15 protein-coding genes are annotated in these 17,524 nt (G+C 71.6%); 8 read left to right on the top strand and 7 right to left on the bottom strand.

Annotated features, from left to right (window positions below; translation table 11 throughout):
• Window positions 1-19: 19 nt before the first annotated feature.
• Window positions 20-1,153, bottom strand: a complete 1,134-nt coding sequence (locus tag ACNFOC_RS04680; protein WP_416956847.1) for an ROK family protein — start codon at window positions 1,151-1,153, stop codon at window positions 20-22.
• A 297-nt stretch (window positions 1,154-1,450) separates the two neighbouring features.
• Between ACNFOC_RS04680 and ACNFOC_RS04675 the strand changes: the two genes are divergently transcribed.
• From ACNFOC_RS04675 to ACNFOC_RS04655, 5 genes are all read left to right on the top strand, one after another.
• A complete protein-coding gene (locus tag ACNFOC_RS04675) occupies window positions 1,451-2,350 on the top strand; it encodes an N-acetylglucosamine kinase (RefSeq protein ID WP_416956845.1) in 900 nt (299 codons plus the stop codon).
• Between the two features lie 218 nt (window positions 2,351-2,568).
• Window positions 2,569-4,497, top strand: a complete 1,929-nt coding sequence (locus ACNFOC_RS04670; RefSeq protein ID WP_416956843.1) for a phosphatase PAP2 family protein — start codon at window positions 2,569-2,571, stop codon at window positions 4,495-4,497.
• A gap of 92 nt (window positions 4,498-4,589) precedes the next feature.
• Window positions 4,590-6,320 (top strand): ArnT family glycosyltransferase, encoded by a 1,731-nt coding sequence (locus tag ACNFOC_RS04665; protein ID WP_416956841.1) that lies wholly within the window; start codon window positions 4,590-4,592, stop codon window positions 6,318-6,320.
• Between the two features lie 67 nt (window positions 6,321-6,387).
• The gene (locus tag ACNFOC_RS04660) at window positions 6,388-7,308 is read left to right on the top strand and encodes a MurR/RpiR family transcriptional regulator (RefSeq protein ID WP_019064418.1); all 921 of its coding nucleotides are present in this window, start codon (window positions 6,388-6,390) and stop codon (window positions 7,306-7,308) included.
• 365 nt (window positions 7,309-7,673) lie between these two features.
• Window positions 7,674-8,048, top strand: coding sequence for a hypothetical protein (locus tag ACNFOC_RS04655; protein WP_019064417.1), 375 nt, complete (start codon window positions 7,674-7,676; stop codon window positions 8,046-8,048).
• Between the two features lie 264 nt (window positions 8,049-8,312).
• Here ACNFOC_RS04655 and ACNFOC_RS04650 read toward each other — a convergent pair whose 3' ends face one another.
• The 3 genes from ACNFOC_RS04650 to ACNFOC_RS04640 form a co-directional block, all read right to left on the bottom strand.
• Entirely contained in the window at window positions 8,313-8,966 is a 654-nt protein-coding gene (locus ACNFOC_RS04650) for a peptidoglycan-binding domain-containing protein (RefSeq protein WP_416956838.1), read from the bottom strand.
• An 87-nt stretch (window positions 8,967-9,053) separates the two neighbouring features.
• The gene (locus ACNFOC_RS04645) at window positions 9,054-9,896 is read right to left on the bottom strand and encodes an ATP-grasp domain-containing protein (protein ID WP_416956836.1); all 843 of its coding nucleotides are present in this window, start codon (window positions 9,894-9,896) and stop codon (window positions 9,054-9,056) included.
• 58 nt (window positions 9,897-9,954) lie between these two features.
• Window positions 9,955-11,076, bottom strand: coding sequence for a substrate-binding domain-containing protein (locus tag ACNFOC_RS04640; RefSeq protein ID WP_416956834.1), 1,122 nt, complete (start codon window positions 11,074-11,076; stop codon window positions 9,955-9,957).
• A gap of 178 nt (window positions 11,077-11,254) precedes the next feature.
• Here ACNFOC_RS04640 and ACNFOC_RS04635 point away from each other — a divergent pair, with 178 nt between their 5' ends.
• From ACNFOC_RS04635 to ACNFOC_RS04625, 3 genes are all read left to right on the top strand, one after another.
• Window positions 11,255-11,935 carry a TetR family transcriptional regulator gene (locus tag ACNFOC_RS04635; RefSeq protein ID WP_416956922.1) on the top strand — a complete coding sequence of 227 codons (681 nt, stop codon included), beginning with the start codon at window positions 11,255-11,257 and terminating at the stop codon, window positions 11,933-11,935.
• 149 nt (window positions 11,936-12,084) lie between these two features.
• On the top strand, window positions 12,085-12,498 hold the full coding sequence (locus ACNFOC_RS04630; protein WP_416956832.1) for a Zn-ribbon domain-containing OB-fold protein: 414 nt from the start codon (window positions 12,085-12,087) through the stop codon (window positions 12,496-12,498).
• 207 nt (window positions 12,499-12,705) lie between these two features.
• Entirely contained in the window at window positions 12,706-15,492 is a 2,787-nt protein-coding gene (locus ACNFOC_RS04625; RefSeq protein WP_416956830.1) for an alpha/beta hydrolase, read from the top strand.
• Between the two features lie 101 nt (window positions 15,493-15,593).
• Here the strand turns inward: ACNFOC_RS04625 and ACNFOC_RS04620 are convergent, their stop codons facing one another.
• From ACNFOC_RS04620 to ACNFOC_RS04610, 3 genes are read right to left on the bottom strand one after another with little or no spacing between them, the layout of a single operon-like run.
• Window positions 15,594-16,064, bottom strand: a complete 471-nt coding sequence (locus ACNFOC_RS04620) for a DUF1003 domain-containing protein (RefSeq protein WP_416956828.1) — start codon at window positions 16,062-16,064, stop codon at window positions 15,594-15,596.
• A gap of 37 nt (window positions 16,065-16,101) precedes the next feature.
• On the bottom strand, window positions 16,102-16,488 hold the full coding sequence (locus tag ACNFOC_RS04615; protein WP_384148281.1) for a PPOX class F420-dependent oxidoreductase: 387 nt from the start codon (window positions 16,486-16,488) through the stop codon (window positions 16,102-16,104).
• 10 nt (window positions 16,489-16,498) lie between these two features.
• Window positions 16,499-17,257, bottom strand: coding sequence for a type 1 glutamine amidotransferase domain-containing protein (locus ACNFOC_RS04610; RefSeq protein WP_416956825.1), 759 nt, complete (start codon window positions 17,255-17,257; stop codon window positions 16,499-16,501).
• Window positions 17,258-17,524: the final 267 nt, after the last annotated feature.

The raw sequence follows: 17,524 nt of genomic DNA, 5'->3' as shown, positions 1-17,524 counted from the left end.
CAGACCAAGTCGGAGGCCGTCAATCCTTCGCCCCCGCACCATCGGTCACGGTTTGGACTCCTCTGGCGACCGCGAGCCGGGCGGCGCCCACCACGGTGCCGAGATCACCGACCGTGCTGCTGACCACCTCGGTGGGCCAGCTCAGCCGCCCCAGCTCGGTCCGCACACCGGGCAGGAGCTGCGGGTCCGTGCCCGTGCTGCCGCCCAGGACGATCAGTCCGGGATCCAGTACGGCGGCCACGGCGGCGGCGAGTCTGCCCACGTCGGCGGCGTGCCGGCGGACCAGCGCACCCGCCGTGGCCTGCCCCTGCCCGGCGAGGGCGAAGAGCTGGTCCGCGGTCGCGGGGCACGGCCCGTCGGTGTCCCGCCAGGCAGCGGCGGCCCGGCGCAGCAGCGAGCGCGCTCCGACGTACTCCTCCAGGGCCTCACGGCGCGGTTCCACGGCGTCGTCCCACGGGTAGGGCAGCCGGGCCAGCTCACCGGCCGCGCCGTTCGCGCCGCGCAGCACATGGCCGCCGACGACGATGCCGAGGCCGATACCGACGCCGATGCGCAGATAGCCGAAGGTGGTGCGGCCCCGGGCGGCGCCCTCGTGCAGTTCGGCGAGGGCGGCGCAGTTGACGTTGTTCTCCAGGTGGACCGGCACGCCCGGCGGCAGGGCGACCGTCATGGCGTCGAACACCGGGCCGGCTTTGGCGGTCGCGGGGCGCATTCCGGCGCCCGCCCGGTTCCGCGCCAGGACGTCACCGACGGCGACGACGACCGAGCGCAGCGGGGTGTCGGCGGGCAGCGCGTCGAGGGCCTCGCGCACGGCGCCGGCGGCGTCCTCCCGGGATCTGCTGGCCTCCGCCAGCAGGGTGCCGTCGAGGGCGCAGCCGCGCACCCGGGTGAGGGCGGGGCCGAGGTCGACGGCGAGTACGGCGCCGGCGGCCGGGCCGAGACGGTATACGGCCGCGTTGCGGCCCGTGCCGCCGGAAGCGGTGCCGGAGTGGGCGGCGAGCCCGACGCTCTCCAGCTCCACGACGGCGGAGGACACCGTCGGCTTGGACAGGCGGGCCAGGGTCGCGAGCTGCGGCCGGGTCGCGCTGCCGGCTCTCGCCAGCACCGCGAACACCGCACTCGCGCTCTCGGTCAGCCGAGACGCCTGCGCCACGACGTGTTCCACACTTCCCCCAGTTCACAGGCCGCGTTCCCGGTGGGTGTCCGTGGGATGCGGCGATGGGATGTCCTGACGTCACGCGGGCCCGGAAAACGGTCCCCGCGACCGAGTTCGCGATGACTCTTGACGCACTGTACTTCGTTAGTTAACTTCCTAACGAACGTCACGGTACTCGCCTGCCGTGGTCCGCCAGAAGCCCGTCCCGGGGCTTCCCTAGTGCTCCAGACCACCGTTCCCCCGGACACGGTTCGCCCAACCGTCGCAGCACAGCGCAACGACGAAAGAGGTTCCGTGCAGGACTCCACGCCCCTCGTGGTCGGCATCGACGTGGGTGGCACCAAGACTCATCTGCGCGCGTGCGCGGGCACGGATGTCATCGCCGACCACATCCGCGCGAGCAGCGGCTGGCGGCCGCACGACCCCGCGACCGCCGCCGACTGGCTCACCGCGCTGATCCATGACGCCCTGCCCGCACACACGCGCCCGTCCGCGGTCGCCGTGGGCGGGCACGCCTGTGAGACCCCCCTCCAGTGCGCCGAGATCCGTGCCGCGCTGGAGGAACGTCTCAAGGTGCCCGTACTGGTCGTCGGGGACGCCGAACTGCTCGTCCCCGCCGCCGGGTTGGACAAGGGGGTCGGCCTGGTCGCCGGCACCGGTTCGGTCGCGGTGGGCCTGCTCGCCGACGGCGGCCGACTCCAAGTGGGCGGCTGGGGCGCGGTGTTGGGTGACGAGGGCGGAGCCGCCGGACTCGTCCGCGAGGCGGCCCGCGCCGCCTGGGCCGCGCACGACCGAGGCGAGGCTCCGGACCAACTGGCCCTGGGACTCGTCGAGGCGTTCGGTGTGGCCGAAGTGCCCGCACTGGGCGCCGCGTTGGAAAGCGCTTCCGACGTCTCCGCCGACTGGGGCCGTCACGCCCGGGTCGTCTTCACCGCCGCCGACGCGGGCTCGCTCCTCGCGCACGAGGTCATAGCCGAGGCCGGCCGGTCCCTCGCCGCACTCGTCGTACGGCTCGCCGAACGCGGCGTCCCCGTCGACGACGTGGTGGTCTCGGGCGGCACCGTCCTCGCCCAGCCCCTGCTGTACGACGCCCTCACCAGCGCGCTCGCCGAGCGGGTGCCGGGGGCACGGCCATGGCCCATCCAAGTGCCGCCCGTCGAGGGCGCGGTGGCGTTGGCCCGATCGATCCTGTGAACCGCACGGCCCCCGTTCACCCGGGGGTCATGTCGTGGACGCCGAACCCCCTCCACCGGGACACGGCTCACCGTAAATCTTCGCACGTACGCACCCGTTGACGTATGCGCTTTCCCACGTCGTACGGTGCACCCCGAACCACAGCCGATCGCACGACCCTCCCTGGCCGCACGACCTCGCCGGCCTCATCGGCCGTAGAACTCAAGAGAGGCTCACCCATGCCGTCACCCGCCGGGCAGCGCACGAACGCCGTTCGACCCGCCGTGAACAGACGTGGTTTCCTCAAGACCTCGCTCGGCGCCTCGGCCGGTGTGGTCGCCGCGCCCACGCTGGTCAGCTGGCTGGCCGCCGCGGACGCCAAGGCCACCACGGTTCCGCTCGCGTTCGTCGACGACTACAAGACGAACGTCATCGCGAACCTGACGCCCGAGACCAACGCTGTGGTCCGGGTCCTCGGCGGCATGGCGCAGATATGGAAGACCGGCGCCGCCTGGAACACCGGCACCCCGCTGCGGCCCGAGATCCTGCGCGCCAACGTGCGGTACTGCGTCGACCTCACCACGCACCGCACCGAGGCCCAGGCCAAGGAGGCGTTCCTCTACGACCGCCAGCACCAGAGCTACGCGATGATCGCGGGCCTGGGTCCGCTGGCCGACCTGTACAAGTCCGGTGCCCTGGCGGTCACTTCGATCACCAGCGCCCCGGACGGGACGCCCGCCACCACGATCAGCGACGCCGTCCCCGCCGACGCGCCCGCCGGTTCCGCGCTCGGCGCGGGCTCGCACGACTCCGCGCTCGGCAAGGTGGCCGAACTCGTCGACACGCTGCGCGGCAACTACGCTTCGGGCAACCCGGGCAAGTACGCCTACCAGTACCCGCGTCCGTGGCGCATGAACGAGAAGAGCGAGGTCGTCGACACCGGCAAGGTCGACGCGCTCGGCTACCCGGTCTACGACTCGAAGGTGGTCGTCGCGCCCCAACTCCTGCGCCAGCGCAGCACTTCGCCGGTCGACGACGGCGGCTTCCCCAGCGGCCACACCAACGCCTTCCACCTGGCGGGCCTCGCCTACGCGTACGCCGTACCGGAGCGCTTCCAGGAACTGGTCACCCGCACCTTCGAGTTGAGCCACACCCGGATCATGGCCGGGATGCACTCGACGGTCGACGTCATGGGCGGCCGCGTCATGGCCACGGCCCTGGCCGCCGCCACACTCGCCGATCCGGCCAACGCCACGCTCAAGGCCGCGGCACGCGCCCAGGCCCTCGCCTACTTCGAGGCGAAGACCGGCACGACGGCGGACACCCTGTACGCCTACGCCCACTCGGCGCCCACCGCGACCGACCCGTACGCGGACCGGACCGCCAACTCCCGTCAGGTGAAGCCCAAGTTCACCTATGTGTTGACCCGCAGCGGCCGTGACAAGCCGCTGACCGTGCCGAAGGGCGCGGAGGTGCTGCTGGAGACCCGGCTGCCGTACCTCGACGCGGCGCAGCGACGCGAGGTGCTGCGCACCACCGCGCTGCCGTCCGGATACGTCCTGCTCGACGGCTTCGAGCAATGGGGCCGCCTCAACCTCTTCGCCGCGGCGGACGGTTACGGTTCCTTCGAGTCGGACGTCGTCGTCTCCCTCGACGCGGCGGCCGGTGGCTTCGGCGCGGCCGACGCCTGGCGCAACGACATCGACGGCTGCGGCGGCCTGACCAAGCAGGGCACCGGGACGCTCACGCTGACCGGGCACAACGCGTACACCGGCGGGACCGTGCTCAAGTCCGGTGCGCTGGTGGCCGGTTCGGCGCACGCGCTGGGCCACGGTGACGTGAGTGTTCTCGGTGGTGCGCTGCGGGTCTCGGAGTCCGTGCAGATCCACGGCGCCTACACCCAGCAGTCCGCCGCGCTGGAGGTCACGCTCCGCTCGGGCCACCAGCCCGCCGTCGAGGTCACCCGGCGCGCGACGCTCGGCCGGGGCAGCACGCTGACCCTGCGGTTCGACGCCGAGCACCCGCCGGCCCCGGGCTCCACGGTGCGGGTCCTGGGCGCGTCCTCGCTGCGCGGCCAGTTCGACAGCATCGAGGTGAACTCGGACAAGCTGCGGGCCGTACCCGTGTATACGGCGGAAGGTCTGTCGGTACGACTCCTGAAGCGGTGACGCCCCTGGTGGCGGGAGCGATGCGACAGTAGGGCCATGACCCGGCCCCGGCCCGCTCCCGCCACCGCGCGGCCGGCCTCACCGCAGGGCGGATGATGGCGCGCGAACAGTACTCGGTCCTCGACCCCGACGCGCTCGACGACGACGGCGGGCAGCCGCTGCCGCGCGCGACAGTCGGCCGGTCGGCACGCTTCTACGCCGGGCTGCGGCGCCGTAAGCGATGGCTGTTGCCCTTCCTCGTCGTGGTGCTCCTCGCGCAGATGGCCGCCGTGATGGTCACGACCGCCGTACAGCAGACACCGACCATCGACGAGCCGGTGTACGTGGCCACGGCCACCGTCTACCTGCGCGAGCACAGCCTCGACTACAACCCCGAGCACCCGCCGCTCGGGAAGCTGGTGATCGCCGCCGGAGTCGCGATCGCCGACCCGCACTTCGACACCAACTACAAAGGTGACCAAGGGGAGTTGGGCCGTCATCTGCTGTACGAGTCGGGCAACGACCCCTGGCGGCTGATGTTCTGGGCCCGGCTGCCGGTGATCGTGCTGACCCTGTTGTTCGGGCTGGTCGTGTTCGCGTTCGCCCGTGAACTCGTGGGCCCGGCACGGGGGTTGGTGGCCCTCGCCCTGTACGCGTTCTCGCCCGATGTCGTCGCGCACGGCTCGCTGGCCACGCTCGACGTGCCGCAGGCCGGCTTTCTGCTGACGTCGGTGTGGCTGCTGTGGCGGGCCAGGCGGCGACCGCGCCTGTACGTCCCGCTCGCGGGGGCGGCGCTCGGTGCCGCCGTGGCGACGAAGATGAGCGCGCTGCCCGCCGTACCGGTGCTGATGCTCCTGGCCGTCGTGTCGGTGTGGTCCGCCCGCCGCCCGGCCGATCGCGACTCCGGGCGACGTGCGTTGGCCCTCGGGGTCGCGGGCGCGGCCGTGGTCGCGGTGGTGACGGTCGCCGTCGTATGGGCGTCGTATCTCGTGGTCGATCCGCAGCTGCGGTTCACGTCCACGGAACCGGTGCCCGTGATTCACGGGCTGCGCGGGCAGTTGGTGGATCTGATGCCGTTCCCGCGTGCGTTCCGGGACGGGATGCTCATCCAGTTCGGCATGGAGGACTACCCGTGGCAGGGCTTCCTGTTCGGGCACCTCTACACCGGGTCGCACTGGTACTACCTGCCGGTGGCCCTGCTGGTGAAGACCCCGCTCGGCATGATCGCGCTGTGGGCGGCGGGTGCCGTCGCGGTCGTGGCGGTACGGCGGCTGCGGCCCGCGGCGCCGTATCTCCTCGTGCCCACGGCCGTGTTGCTGGCCACGGCGATGGACGGCTCGCGGGACTTCGGCACTCGGTACGCGATCTTCGTGCCGATGTTCCTGGCGGTCGCGGCGGCCTGTGTGCCGGCGCTGCGGTCGTGGTGGCGGTGGGCTCCGCTGTCCACGGGGCTGCTGGTGGCGTTCGTCGCGGTCAGTTCGCTGCGGACGTTCCCCTACTATCTGCCGTACTCCAACGAGGCGTTCGGCGGTCCGGCCAAGACCTATCTGCGACTGCACGACTCCAACGTGGACTGGGGGCAGGACCTCGGCCGCCTCGCCGACCGGCTCAACGAGCGGTACGCGGGCGAGCGGGTCTGGCTCGTCTACAAGGGCAGCGGTGTGCCGTCGTACTACGGCATCGAGTCGTCCGATCCGCGCAAGGCAGGGGTGCGCGAGGTGCACGGGCTGCTGGTCGTCTCGGACACCTCGATCGACAAAGCCCGGGGAAAACTGGCCGAGTTGATCGACAGCAGTCGTCCGATCGATCAAGTCGGTCATTCGATCACGATCTACCGGCGCTGATCACCCTCTGGTCACAACGCTCCGTGAGCTATGTTCAGTGGCTGTGGGAGACAAAGGAAGCGCACCGGTGCCATCGCCGCAGCAGGCACGCGCCCAGGCATCCGTGATCACCTCGGGGAAGACCGACCCGGAAGTCGGCGCGGCACCGACGTCCCAACTCCGAGAACTCTTCGACGGGCCACGCCTGTCGCCGGGCCAGCGGCGCATCGCCCAGTACCTGATCGAGCACATCACCGAGGCCGCGTTCCTCTCCATCACCGATCTCGCGGAGCGCGTCGGCGTCAGCCAGCCCTCGGTGACCCGGTTCGCCGCGGCGGTCGGCTTCAGCGGTTACCCGGCGCTACGGGAGCGGTTGCAGGCGATCGCCCTGCGCACCCTCGCGGGCGGCCCGGCGGCCGAGGAGAACCGCAGCAACGAACTACAGGCCGCCGTCGACGCCGAGATCGCGAACCTGGAGAACCTGCGCCGGGACTTCGCCGACCCCGACCGGCTGATCGAGGTGGGCCGCGAACTGTCGGCGTCCACCCCGCTCACCGTCCTCGGCCTGCGCATCTCCGTCTCGCTGGCCGAGTACTTCGCGTACGCGGCCCGCCGTATCCACCCCGATGTACGGCTGGTGACCCGGGGCGGCAGCGTCGCCTACGACGCGATCCTCCAGTCCCGCGAGGCGGGCGGCACCTGGCTGCTCGCGTTCGACATGCCCCGGCACGCGCACGAGACGCTCACCACGCTCAGGGTGGCGCGCAGCGCCGGGCTCAAGGTGGCCCTTGTGACCGATCTGGCGCTCGGCGCGCTGGCCGACGAGGCCGACGTCACCTTCGCCACCGGCACCGGCTCCCGCCTGGTCTTCGACTCGTACGCCGCGCCCGGCGTGATGGCCTCCGCCCTGCTCCAGGCCATGACGGACGCCGATCCCGAGCGGACCCAGGCCCGCCTGGAGGACTACGAGCAGATCGCCGAGCAGCACCAGTTCTTCATGCGGGACTGACCCGCCACTCCCCCCTCATACGACCTCACACCGGGACGATTCCGCCCATTTCGCGCATGAATGTTTTCATACGCCTTGCAAAGCGGACGGCATATATAAATACTGCTCACGGATCGCACCCGCCCCGAGAAAGCCCGGTCCGCCCATGCGCACCTCCGCTCGACCCGCCGCGCCGGCGACACCTGCTTCCCGGGGCCCTCGCACGGACACTCCCAGCCGCCGTCTCCTACCCGCGTCGGCGCCGGGCGTGTTCGGTCGGGCATCGCCTGCGCGAGCGCCCAGGGCGGCCTCGGTCATCCCCTGGGCCGGGGCCGCCACCCACCGTCGACCCACCCCCGCGACGCCGCACACCGGGAAGCGATGACATGCAACTGACCACCACGCGCATCAGCCAGGACTGGCCCTGTCAGGTCAAGACGCCCGGCAGCTACGACTGGGAGCGCTCGGCGGCCAAATGGCTGCGCGAGCTGGTGCCGGCCCGCTACGCCAGCTATCCCGCGTTCATCCGCCACCCGGTGCTGCTCGCCCGCCACGCGCAGATCCAGGTCCAGCACGAGATCCGCGTGGCCCGGACCGCCCTTCAGACCGCGCGGGCCGACCTGCCCGGCATCGGCCTGCCCGAGTCGGTCATCGAGCACACCATCAAGCTGTACGCCGCCGAGGTCCTCCAGCTCCAGCACATCGCGCGCAGCGTCCGTGCGGTGACAGAGGCGCTGGTCGGGCACAGCACGGGACGCTGACCCGGTATCGAACACGCGGCAAGGCCCGCGGAAAGTCGCGGGCTCGCGGAGGCACCGGCGTTCATCATGGACAGCGCGGCGTCGCGGGTCGACGGCGTCGCGCCCGCTGCGAACCGAAGGCCATGCCGATGAGCGCCTCCCGTCTTCCGGGGCTCGTCCTGCCCGGAATCTTTCTGCTGGCCCTCGTCGTGGGTGTGTTCTGGTACGTCCGACACCGCGACGACGACTGAGCGGGCCGAACGTGTCGTGGGGCGGGGTTCCGCCCTACTGGCCATCGAGCGTCGTGCGGGACTCCAGGTCCTTGCGGGTGTCGTCGCCGTACACACCGTTCTCGTCGCCCCGGATGCCGTACCAGAGCTGGAAACGGGCGACCGCCGCCGTGAGGGTCGCGTCGTACTGGCCGCTCGTGGAGCCGTTGTCATAGACGTTGGGGATGCGCAGGAGTCGCTGCTCCAGTTCCTTCACCTCGGGGCCGCTGTCGCCCTCGCGGAGGGTGCCGGCGCCGTCCGGGTCCGCGGTCGCGGCGGTGGCCGTGGCGGACGCCACCGGAGTGGGGGTGCTGATCGGCTGGGCCGTGCTGGCCTCTCCCTTGCCGGGCAGCAGCAGGGCGCAGGCGAAGCCGACCAGCGCCGCGGCGCTCACGCCGACCACGATCGCGGCCCGGCGCAGACCGGGTCCGAAGGGACCGGCGGTGGTCGGCAGCGGGCGCAACTCGCCGGGTACGGGCGGCAGTTCCTGTGTCTCGGCCTCGGAGCCGAAGAACGGCCGGGGCACCGGCACGGACTCGAAGACGGAGGAGTCCCGGCGGGTCTCCCGCAGCAGCTCCGCGAGATTGTCGGAGCGACGGCGGCGCATCACTCGGGACGGTTCGAGGACCGGGCCGCCGGACGACGATCCCGGTTCGGGCGGTGTAGACACACTGCTCTCCTTCCGTTCCGCGCGCACGGATGTCCGCCATCCCCCTGGAGAGATACGCGCGCACGGCCGCCGGAGTTCAGCTCGACCTCACGCTCGCACGAACCTGTGCAGGGAGGCCTCCAGCGCGGCGACGAAGGCGTCCCTGCGTGTGTCGTCGAGCGCCCCCAAAGAGAGATACGGGTTCAGATCCTCCAGCTCGACCAGGAGCAGCCGGCCGTCCGGGGCGCGGCAGGCGTCGACGCGCTGGATGCCGTGGTCGATGCCGTTCCAGTCGATGAACCGCTGCGCGAACTCCAGGTCCGCCGGGGCGGGTTCGTACGGTTCCAGCTGCCAGCGCTTCTCGGTGTCCGGGGCGTAGAGGGCGTACTGGAAGTCGTGGTCGACGAAATAGAAGGACACCTCGTACGAGAAGTCGACGCACGGCTGCACCAGGACGCTTCCGTCGGCCAGCACGGGCAGGCGGTCGGCAGGGACGATCTCCAGGCCTATGGAGTCGGCGCCGAATTTGGGCTTGACCACATAGCGGTCGGTGCGCGGCAGCCGGCCCAGGTCCTCGACGCGGTCGACGGTCGGGATGACGGGGAACCCGGCGGTGCTCAGGTCGAGGAGGTACTGCTTGCCAGCCATGTCCGCCCGGCCCGACAGCTGGTTGTAGACCCGGGCCCCGGTGCGGAGCGCGCGCTCACGGAACGCGTCGTACTGGGCCTGGTACCTGAGGACGGGACCGCTGTTGCGGACCACGACCGCGTCGAAGCCGTCCATCAGCGTGGCCGCGTCCAGTGGATGGCACAGCGCCAGGTCGAAGTCCTCGCGCAGCCGGGAGGTCAGGTCGATGTCCTCGTCGCAGTAGCGGCGCCCGCGTGCGGGGTAGGCCAGGTCGGTGACGTACAGGACGCGGGGGCGGGGGCGGGTGAGAGGTGCGGAGGGCATGCCGGTTCTCCTCGGTCGAGAGCGTTCGCGCGGAATGATCAAAACGGTCGGCCCGTGGTCAGCGGGCGAGCGCCTTGCCTCCGCAGGACGAGCGGATCCTCAACTCGGGGAGGAGTTCGACGTGTTGACGCGGGGCCGGCCGGCGTCCGCTGTCGCGCTCGGCGAGCCGTTGCAGGAGGAGTTTCGCGGCCGACTCCCCCACCGCCCGCTTCGGCGGGGCCACGGCGGTGAGCGGGACATCGGCGAGCGGGGCGACCTCGTCGTCGTAGGCGATGAGCGCCAGGTCGTCCGGGACGTGGATGCCGCGGGCCTGGAGTCGGGGCACGAGCACGATCGCGTCCTCGTCGCTGTGCACGAGGGCGGCGGTGACTCCGCGCTCGCGTACCGCGTCGGCCAGGTAGTCCACGCTCGACTCGTAGTCGCCGTGTTCGCGGACGGACGGGGCACCCCGGGCGTCGTCGAGACCGAGGGAGCGTACGGCCGACTCGTAGCCCGCGAGGATCTGCGCGGCGTGCGGGCCTTCCTGGAGTACCGCGGTGATCCTGCGGTGGCCGAGGGCGGCGAAGTGGCCGACGGCGACCGCGGCTCCGTGGGCGCGGTCGGTGCGCACCCGGTCCAGGGCGGCCGCGGGGTTGCCGGGCGGGGCGGAGCGTTCGACCAGGACGGTGGGCGCGTCCCGGTCGAGGAGCCACTGTTCCTGGCCGCCGACGGGGACGCCGCCCGACCAGCTGGGCGCGACGAGCAGTCCCTCGGCGCCGCCCGCGACGAGGTGCGCGGCCTGGACGGCGTCCTCCGTGTCGACGTATCCGGAGACGCCGAGCACGAGTCGGCCGCCCTGTGCTCCCACGGCCTCGCGGGCGCCGCGCACGATGTCGGCGAAGATCGAGGCGGTGGTCGGCACGATCATTCCGATCACGACGCCCTCGGCGGACGCGGCGGGTCCGATGGACGCGGCGGACTCCTGTCGCGCCCGCAGCCCGACCGTCCTCTCGCCGCCCGGCCACACCACCGCGCCGTGCAGCCGGTGCACCCGGCCCTGGCCTGCCAGCGCCTCCACGTCGCGCCTCAAGGTGACGGCGGAGACGCCGAGTTCGGCCGCTAGGTCGGCGACCCGCAGGCTGCCGCGCTCGCGGACGAGTTCGAGCACCCGCTCATGGCGCTGGTCGACGTGCGGTCGCATGGGTCCCCCTGAAGGTGAAACTGGTCGCGGTCACTCTATGCCGCGGATCGTTTCGATCGTTTTGATCGTCCCGGTCGCTCCAGATCTTCCAGGGGACTCAGTTCCCCGCATGGAGCGCACTGAGTGCCATCCGTGCCGGCCTGGTGCTACGTTCCCGTCCATGAGCTCCAAGCCGCCCATGCGGGACGCCCTGGTGGCGGCCGCCTTCCAGCTGTTCCTGGAGCGGGGCTACGAACAGACCACCATCGACGACATCGTGGCGCTGGCCGGGGTCGGACGGCGGTCGTTCTTCCGCTACTTCCCCTCCAAGGAGGACGTGGTCTTCCCCGACCACGAGCGCTGCCTCGCCGACATGACGGCCTTCCTCTCCGCCTCCGGCGACGAGCACGAACCCGTGCGGCGGGTCTGCGACGCGGCCCGGCTCGTGCTGCGCATGTACAACGAGAACCCGACGTTCTCCGTGCAGCGTTACCGCCTCACCAAGAAGGTGCCCGGGCTGCGCGCGTACGAACTGTCGGTGGTGTGGCGCTACGAGCGCGCCCTCGCCGACTATCTGCGCGGGCGCTTCGCCGGGCGGCGCGACGGCACCCTCCAGGCCGACGTGATCGCGGCCGCCGTGGTCGCGGCGCACAACAACGCCCTGCGTTCCTGGCTGCGTTCGGACGGACAGCGCGACGCGGGTGCGGAGGTGGACCACGCCCTGGGGTATGTGCAGTCCGCCTTCGGACACCCTCCGGTGCGGCCCGCCGACGCGCACCAGGAACAGCGCCCCGAGGACGTCGTGGTGGTCGTCTCCCGGCGCGGGGCCCCGATGTGGCGCGTGGTCCAGGAGATCGAGTCCGCGTTCGGCCGCGACTGAACCGGAAAGGAAAGGGTACGCAGTGTCTTTACGCTTGGCACTGAGTGCCATACGCTGTGGTCGTGCACGGTGGCACGGCGAGCCGCGCACATGCGTGCCCGGCTCGTCCGCGCGCGCGGGATTCCGGCCGAGCGCAGGGAGTTGACAGCGTGTACCACCACTCAGGATTCGCGACCCGTCCGGCAGCCGGCTCCCCGGCGGGCGTACTCGATCCGCCCACCGCGGACGGCGACACGATCCTCTTCCAGCGCTGCACCTGGTGCGCCACCGCCATGTACCACCGGCTGTTGTGCCCGGTCTGTCAGGGCGGCGACCTGCGCACGGAGCGCAGCGAGGGCACCGGCACGGTCCGCCACTCCACGGTCGTGCACCGCAACACCCCCGCCGCCCGCAATGTGTCGCTGATCGAGATGGCCGAGGGCTTCGTGGTGCGCGGCCGGGTCATCGGCCCGCCCATCGGCATCCACAGCGGCGACCGCGTGCGGCTGTCCACGGCCAAGGACCCGGTGCGCGGCGAGCCCGTCTTCCAGCTCCTCGACGAGCCCTACCGCGCCTGGCACTGACCGCCGCCGACCGACCCGGCGGGCACCGATCGACGGACGGCCCCTGAACGGCCTGACCACGAAACCGAGTTCAGGCCCGGCCCGACGAAGATCGGCCGAATCCTCCTCCACAGGCAACCCACAGGCCCAGCCTGTCGTCCTCCGGGGCGCGAGAGGCTCCCGTGACGCACGGGGCGCCTGAGCCTGGGGTTCGAGGAGGAGAACACATTGTTCCGTGCCCGGCGAATATGGGTCACGGCCGCGGCGGTGCTCGCGGTGGCGGGAGGGATGTCCGGGTCGGCGCAGGCGGCGCCACCGTCGGACACCGGACCGTTCACGGCGACGCCGGCGGCCAACGACGGGACGCTTCCGCCGGGTTGGCGGATCACAGGGAAGGGTTCCGCGCAGCAGTTGGTCTGGCGCTCGGGCACGCGGGTGCCCATGGGGGACGCGCGCGTGGAGTTCCATGCCGGGGGCCGCCTCCTCGGTGTGCCGAGACCGGCGAAGGACGGACGGACGTTCCGGCTGGGCCTTGGCGCCGTACCGCCGAAGCAGCTGACGGACCTTCAAGTACTGGCCGCAGGACGGCGGTTGGATGCCGCTGGTGACAACAGCGACTCCACCGACGGGCGTTCAGGGGCCGCCGTGCGGCCCTCCGCCCCGCTCCCGGCCGGCACTATCGATCCCGGCAAGCCGGGCACGTACCGTACGACGACCGGCGAGTACACCCTCAACTCGGTCCGTCTGCCCGGGTACCCCCAGCCGATCGAGATGCAGGCCGTGGTGGTCGCGCCGAAGGGCGCCACCGGCAAGCGGCCGCTCGCGCTGTTCCTGCACGGCCGTCACTACACCTGCTACAAGCCAGGCACCGAGGACATCACCGGCGACTGGCCTTGCCCCACCGGACTGAAGTCGGTCCCGAGCTACCGGGGTTATCTGCGCGACCAGCAACTCCTCGCCTCACAGGGCTATGTGACGGTGTCGATCTCCGCGAACGGCATCAACGCGCAGGACGCCGATGCCGAGGACGCCGGCGCGCAGGCCCGTTCGTCGCTGGTCCGGCAGCACCTGGCCCGCTGGGCCGACTGGTCCGCCCACCCGGAGACGGCCCCGCCGGCCGTGCGGAACGCACCCCGGGCCGACCTCTCCCGCGTCCTGCTGATCGGTCACTCGCGCGGTGGCGAGGGCGTCAACCGCGGGGCGATGGACAGCCTCTACCCGCCGCCGGCCGCCCAGGACGGCTATCGCGGCCCGGTCCGCTGGAAGATCCGCGGCACCGTCCTCATCGGCCCGACGATCTTCGGCCAGAACCCGGTGGCCGACGTGCCGTCGGTGACGATCCTGCCCGGCTGCGACGGTGACGTCTCCGACCTCCAGGGCGAGGTCTACGTCGACGGCACGCGCGGAGTCAGCCGGGGTACCGCCCTGCACAGCGCGGTCTACGTCGAGGGCGCCGACCACAACTTCTTCAACACCGAGTGGACGCCGGGCCAGGCCCAGGCGCCCGCGTCCGACGACTTCTACGACGACCCCGACCAGCGCGACGCGGTGTGCTCGCCGGGCACGGCGACCCGGCTGACCGCCGACCAGCAGCACAAGGCCGGCTCCACCTACATCGCCACGGCGGCACGGCTGTTCATCGGCGGCGACGACCGGGCCCGTCAGCTGCTCGACGGCTCCGGCCGCCGGGCGCCCTCGGCGGACCCGGCGCGCGTACTCACCCACGCGGTGGGCGCGAACCGCGGTGCCGGGTTCCTGCCGGACGGTCAAGTCACCGTGTCCGGCGGCAGGTTGTGCTCCGCGGTCGATCCCGATCCGGCTATCGCCTGTCTCGGCCCGGACACCAAGGGCAGTTCCCCGCACTTCGCCTTCTGGGAGACCTCGAAGGAGGCCGGCCGCCGCGCGCTCGCCCTGCGCTGGTCCGCGGCCGGTTCGAAGGTGACGGTACGCCCGGACAAGCCGGTCTCCCTCGGCGGCGCCAAGGGCCTCGCCCTGCGCGTGATCGTGCCGCCCAACACCGCCGGCACCCAGCTCGACGTGTCCGTGACCGACACCTCCGGCCACCGTGCGACCCTCGGCCGGGTCCGTGTCGACGGCCTCCCCGGCACCGAGCGCACCGCCTCCTACTGGGCCCGCGAGGTCCGCGTACCGCTGGCCGCCGCCGCGCACGCCGGGCTCGACCTGCGCCGGATCAAGTCCCTTGAGCTGACCCCGCGTTCGCGCTCCGGCCAGGCCTGGCTGATGGACGCCTGGGCCTGGCGCCCCGGCACTCCGGCGGTCACCTCGGCCCCGCTCCCCCGCGTCGACATCGGCCGACTCACCGTCAAGGAAGGGGACTCGGGCGTCAAGACGTACCGCGTTCCCGTGCAGGTGTCCGGCCACGGCAGCGGCCAGGTCCGGGTCTACGTCAACAACCCGGCCACAGGCCAGGACACATCACGGCTGGTGACGGTACACCCCGGCGGCAACGCCATCGACGTACCGGTGAAGGTGGAGGGCAACACCCGCTTCGACTACGGCGTCCAGCACGACGTGTTCGTGAAGGCGGTGCACGGCGCGGTGGTCGGCGCCCACCGGGGCGGGGTGACCACCGAGAACGACGACCCGATGCCCACGTTCACCGTCACGCCGATCGCCGGCCGGGTCACCGAGGGACAGCCCCTCAAGTGGAAAGTGACGCTGTCCGCGCCCGCCGACGTAGAGCTGAACCCGGCGTTCCTCGTCCAACCGATCGCGTCGGGCCCGGAGTTGTCGACCCTGGACGTCGACCCGCAGTGGCTCGGTGAGAACTCCGGTGAGGAAGCCGCGCCGGAGCGCCCGCTGTCCAAGGTGCTGGGTCTGTTCCTCTGGACGTCCGTCCCGGCGGGGCAGCTCAGCGCGGAGATCAGCGTGCCCACGATCACCGACCAGGTGACCGAACAGCCCGAGTCCGTGCGGTTCCTGGCCGTGGACGAGAACGGCGATCCGCAGAGCGGCGGACCGGAGCTGACCGGCACGGTGCTCGACGCGTCGTAGCGGAACGTCGTAGCGGAGAGTCGTAGAGGAACGTCGCACGAAGGCGAAGGGACCGCAGCGCGAGAGCTGCGGCCCCTTCGTCATGTTCATCGTGCTGGCGCTCAACTCGGCTTCTGTGTCGCGCCGTTCATCTTGGCGCGGTTCTCGGTGAGGAGTTCCTGGACGCGTTGTTCGACCTCGCGGGGGTCGAGGCCGAGCGCGGCGCCGATGTGGGCGGACCAGACCTCGGAGCGGAGGTTGGTCTCGAAGTCGAGGTCGGCGCGGACGTTCTCGCGGGTCGCCTGGCGGTTCTGGCTCACCATGACGAAGGTCGACAGGAAGATGGCCTCCAGGCTGACGATCATCGTGAGCAGGCCGTACGGATACGGGTCGAAGATCCCGGCCGATCCGAGGAGCCCTTCGTTGAGGGCGATCCAGACGGCGAACCACAGCGCGTGGATGTAGACGAAGAGCATGGTGCCGGCGAAGGCGGTGATCGCGTCGGCGACGCGGTCCTGGGTGCCGCGCATCCGGGCGAAGACGACGCTCTCCTGCCGCAGCGGCAGGTCGGCCGGGTTCAGCGCGGGGTCCACGGGCGCTCCCTGGGTTCGGTGGGCGAGGGGGTGGTCGTCAGGGTGTGAGCGTCACGCGGATGCCGATGGTGCCGTCGAGCCCGCGGCGCAAGCGGCTGCCGAGGAGCGTGATGCGCCCGGTGAGGCCGTACTTGCGGGTGATGAGCTTGCGGTAGTGGGCGGTGGTCTCCGCGTCGCAGATCTCGGCGGTGCCGGGGACCTGGTTGCCGGTCGGGTTGCCGCGCAGGTCGCAGGGGCCGACGAGGACATCGGCGCGGGCCCGGATGCGCTTCACCTTCCAGGAGTCGGCGACCGTCCAGACGCCGAGGGTCTCGCCGTCGCGCACGACCCACACGGGGGTGGCGACCGGGGAGCCGTTCTTGCGGTAGCTGGTGATCAGCAGGTACTGGCTTGCGCCGAGCCGGTCCAGCGGGGTCTCGTCCATGGTCGGCAGTCTAAGCACCCGTCGGTGCCCGCAGGAGGTCGAGATACCGGTGGGCGAAAAGGTAGGCGTCGCCGGGCCAGCGCGCCGACAGATAGGTGCCGTCCCGCACGACGAACGCGTGCGTGTCGTCGCTCGCGGTGCCGCGCCGGGTGAGTTCCTTGGGGCCGCGCTCGAACTGTGTGCCGGGGTCGTCGAGGGCGGCCCGCACCTCGTCCTCCACGTAGGCGGGGTAGGTGCGGTAGTAGCGGCCGAGGCGCCAGGCGGTGGTCAAGTAGGCAGTGCGTTCCATGTACTTGGGCAGACAGGTCGTACGGCGTCCCGCGAGCACGCCGCGGCCGGTGTCCGGGTCCTGGGTCCGGGCCAGCACGAGGACACCGTGGCAGATCGCACCGACCGGGCTGCCCAGCGTCCAGAACTCCCCGACTTTGGCGGCCAGTTCGGGTGATCCCAGGTACTGGCGCATGCCGGGCGCGTGTCCACCGGGCAGCAGCAGTCCGTCGAAGTCGGTCACGTCCAGGTCCGTCCACGCGACGGTGGCGCTGAACTCCGGTGCCTGGGTGAGCTGTTGGTAGAACCGCTTGGGCTCGTCCTCGGCACCGAGCTGCCCGAAGAGGACGCCGGTCAGCAGCCGGGGGTCGGCCGCGGGCCGGGTACCGGCCCGTTCGGTGGCGAAGACGACCTCGTGTCCGGCGTCGGTGAGCAGCCGCCAGGGCACGGCGACCTCGGTGACGTCGAAGTCACGGTCGGGGACCGGCATCAGCACACGCATGGGGTCATCATGGCAGCCGGGTCGGGTGTCCATGACAGCACGCCGGGGCGGCTCGGTCCGCCGCCATCGCCCCGCTCACCCCGACGTCAGCACCATGCTCACCTCAACGTCATGGCCGTGCTCACTCCAGCGCCACCGCCATCCGCCGTACCGCTTCCGTGATCACCTCGGGCGACGTCGCCACATTCAGCCGTACGTGCCCCACTCCCCCGGTCCCGAAGTCGGTCGCAGGGCGGACACCTCACGGGCGATACGCCGCTCCTCCTC

This window comes from Streptomyces colwelliae (genome assembly GCF_048158785.1).
In the GTDB taxonomy this organism is placed as follows: Bacteria; Actinomycetota; Actinomycetes; order Streptomycetales; family Streptomycetaceae; genus Streptomyces.
This window is presented reverse-complemented; position numbering and strand designations above follow the sequence as displayed.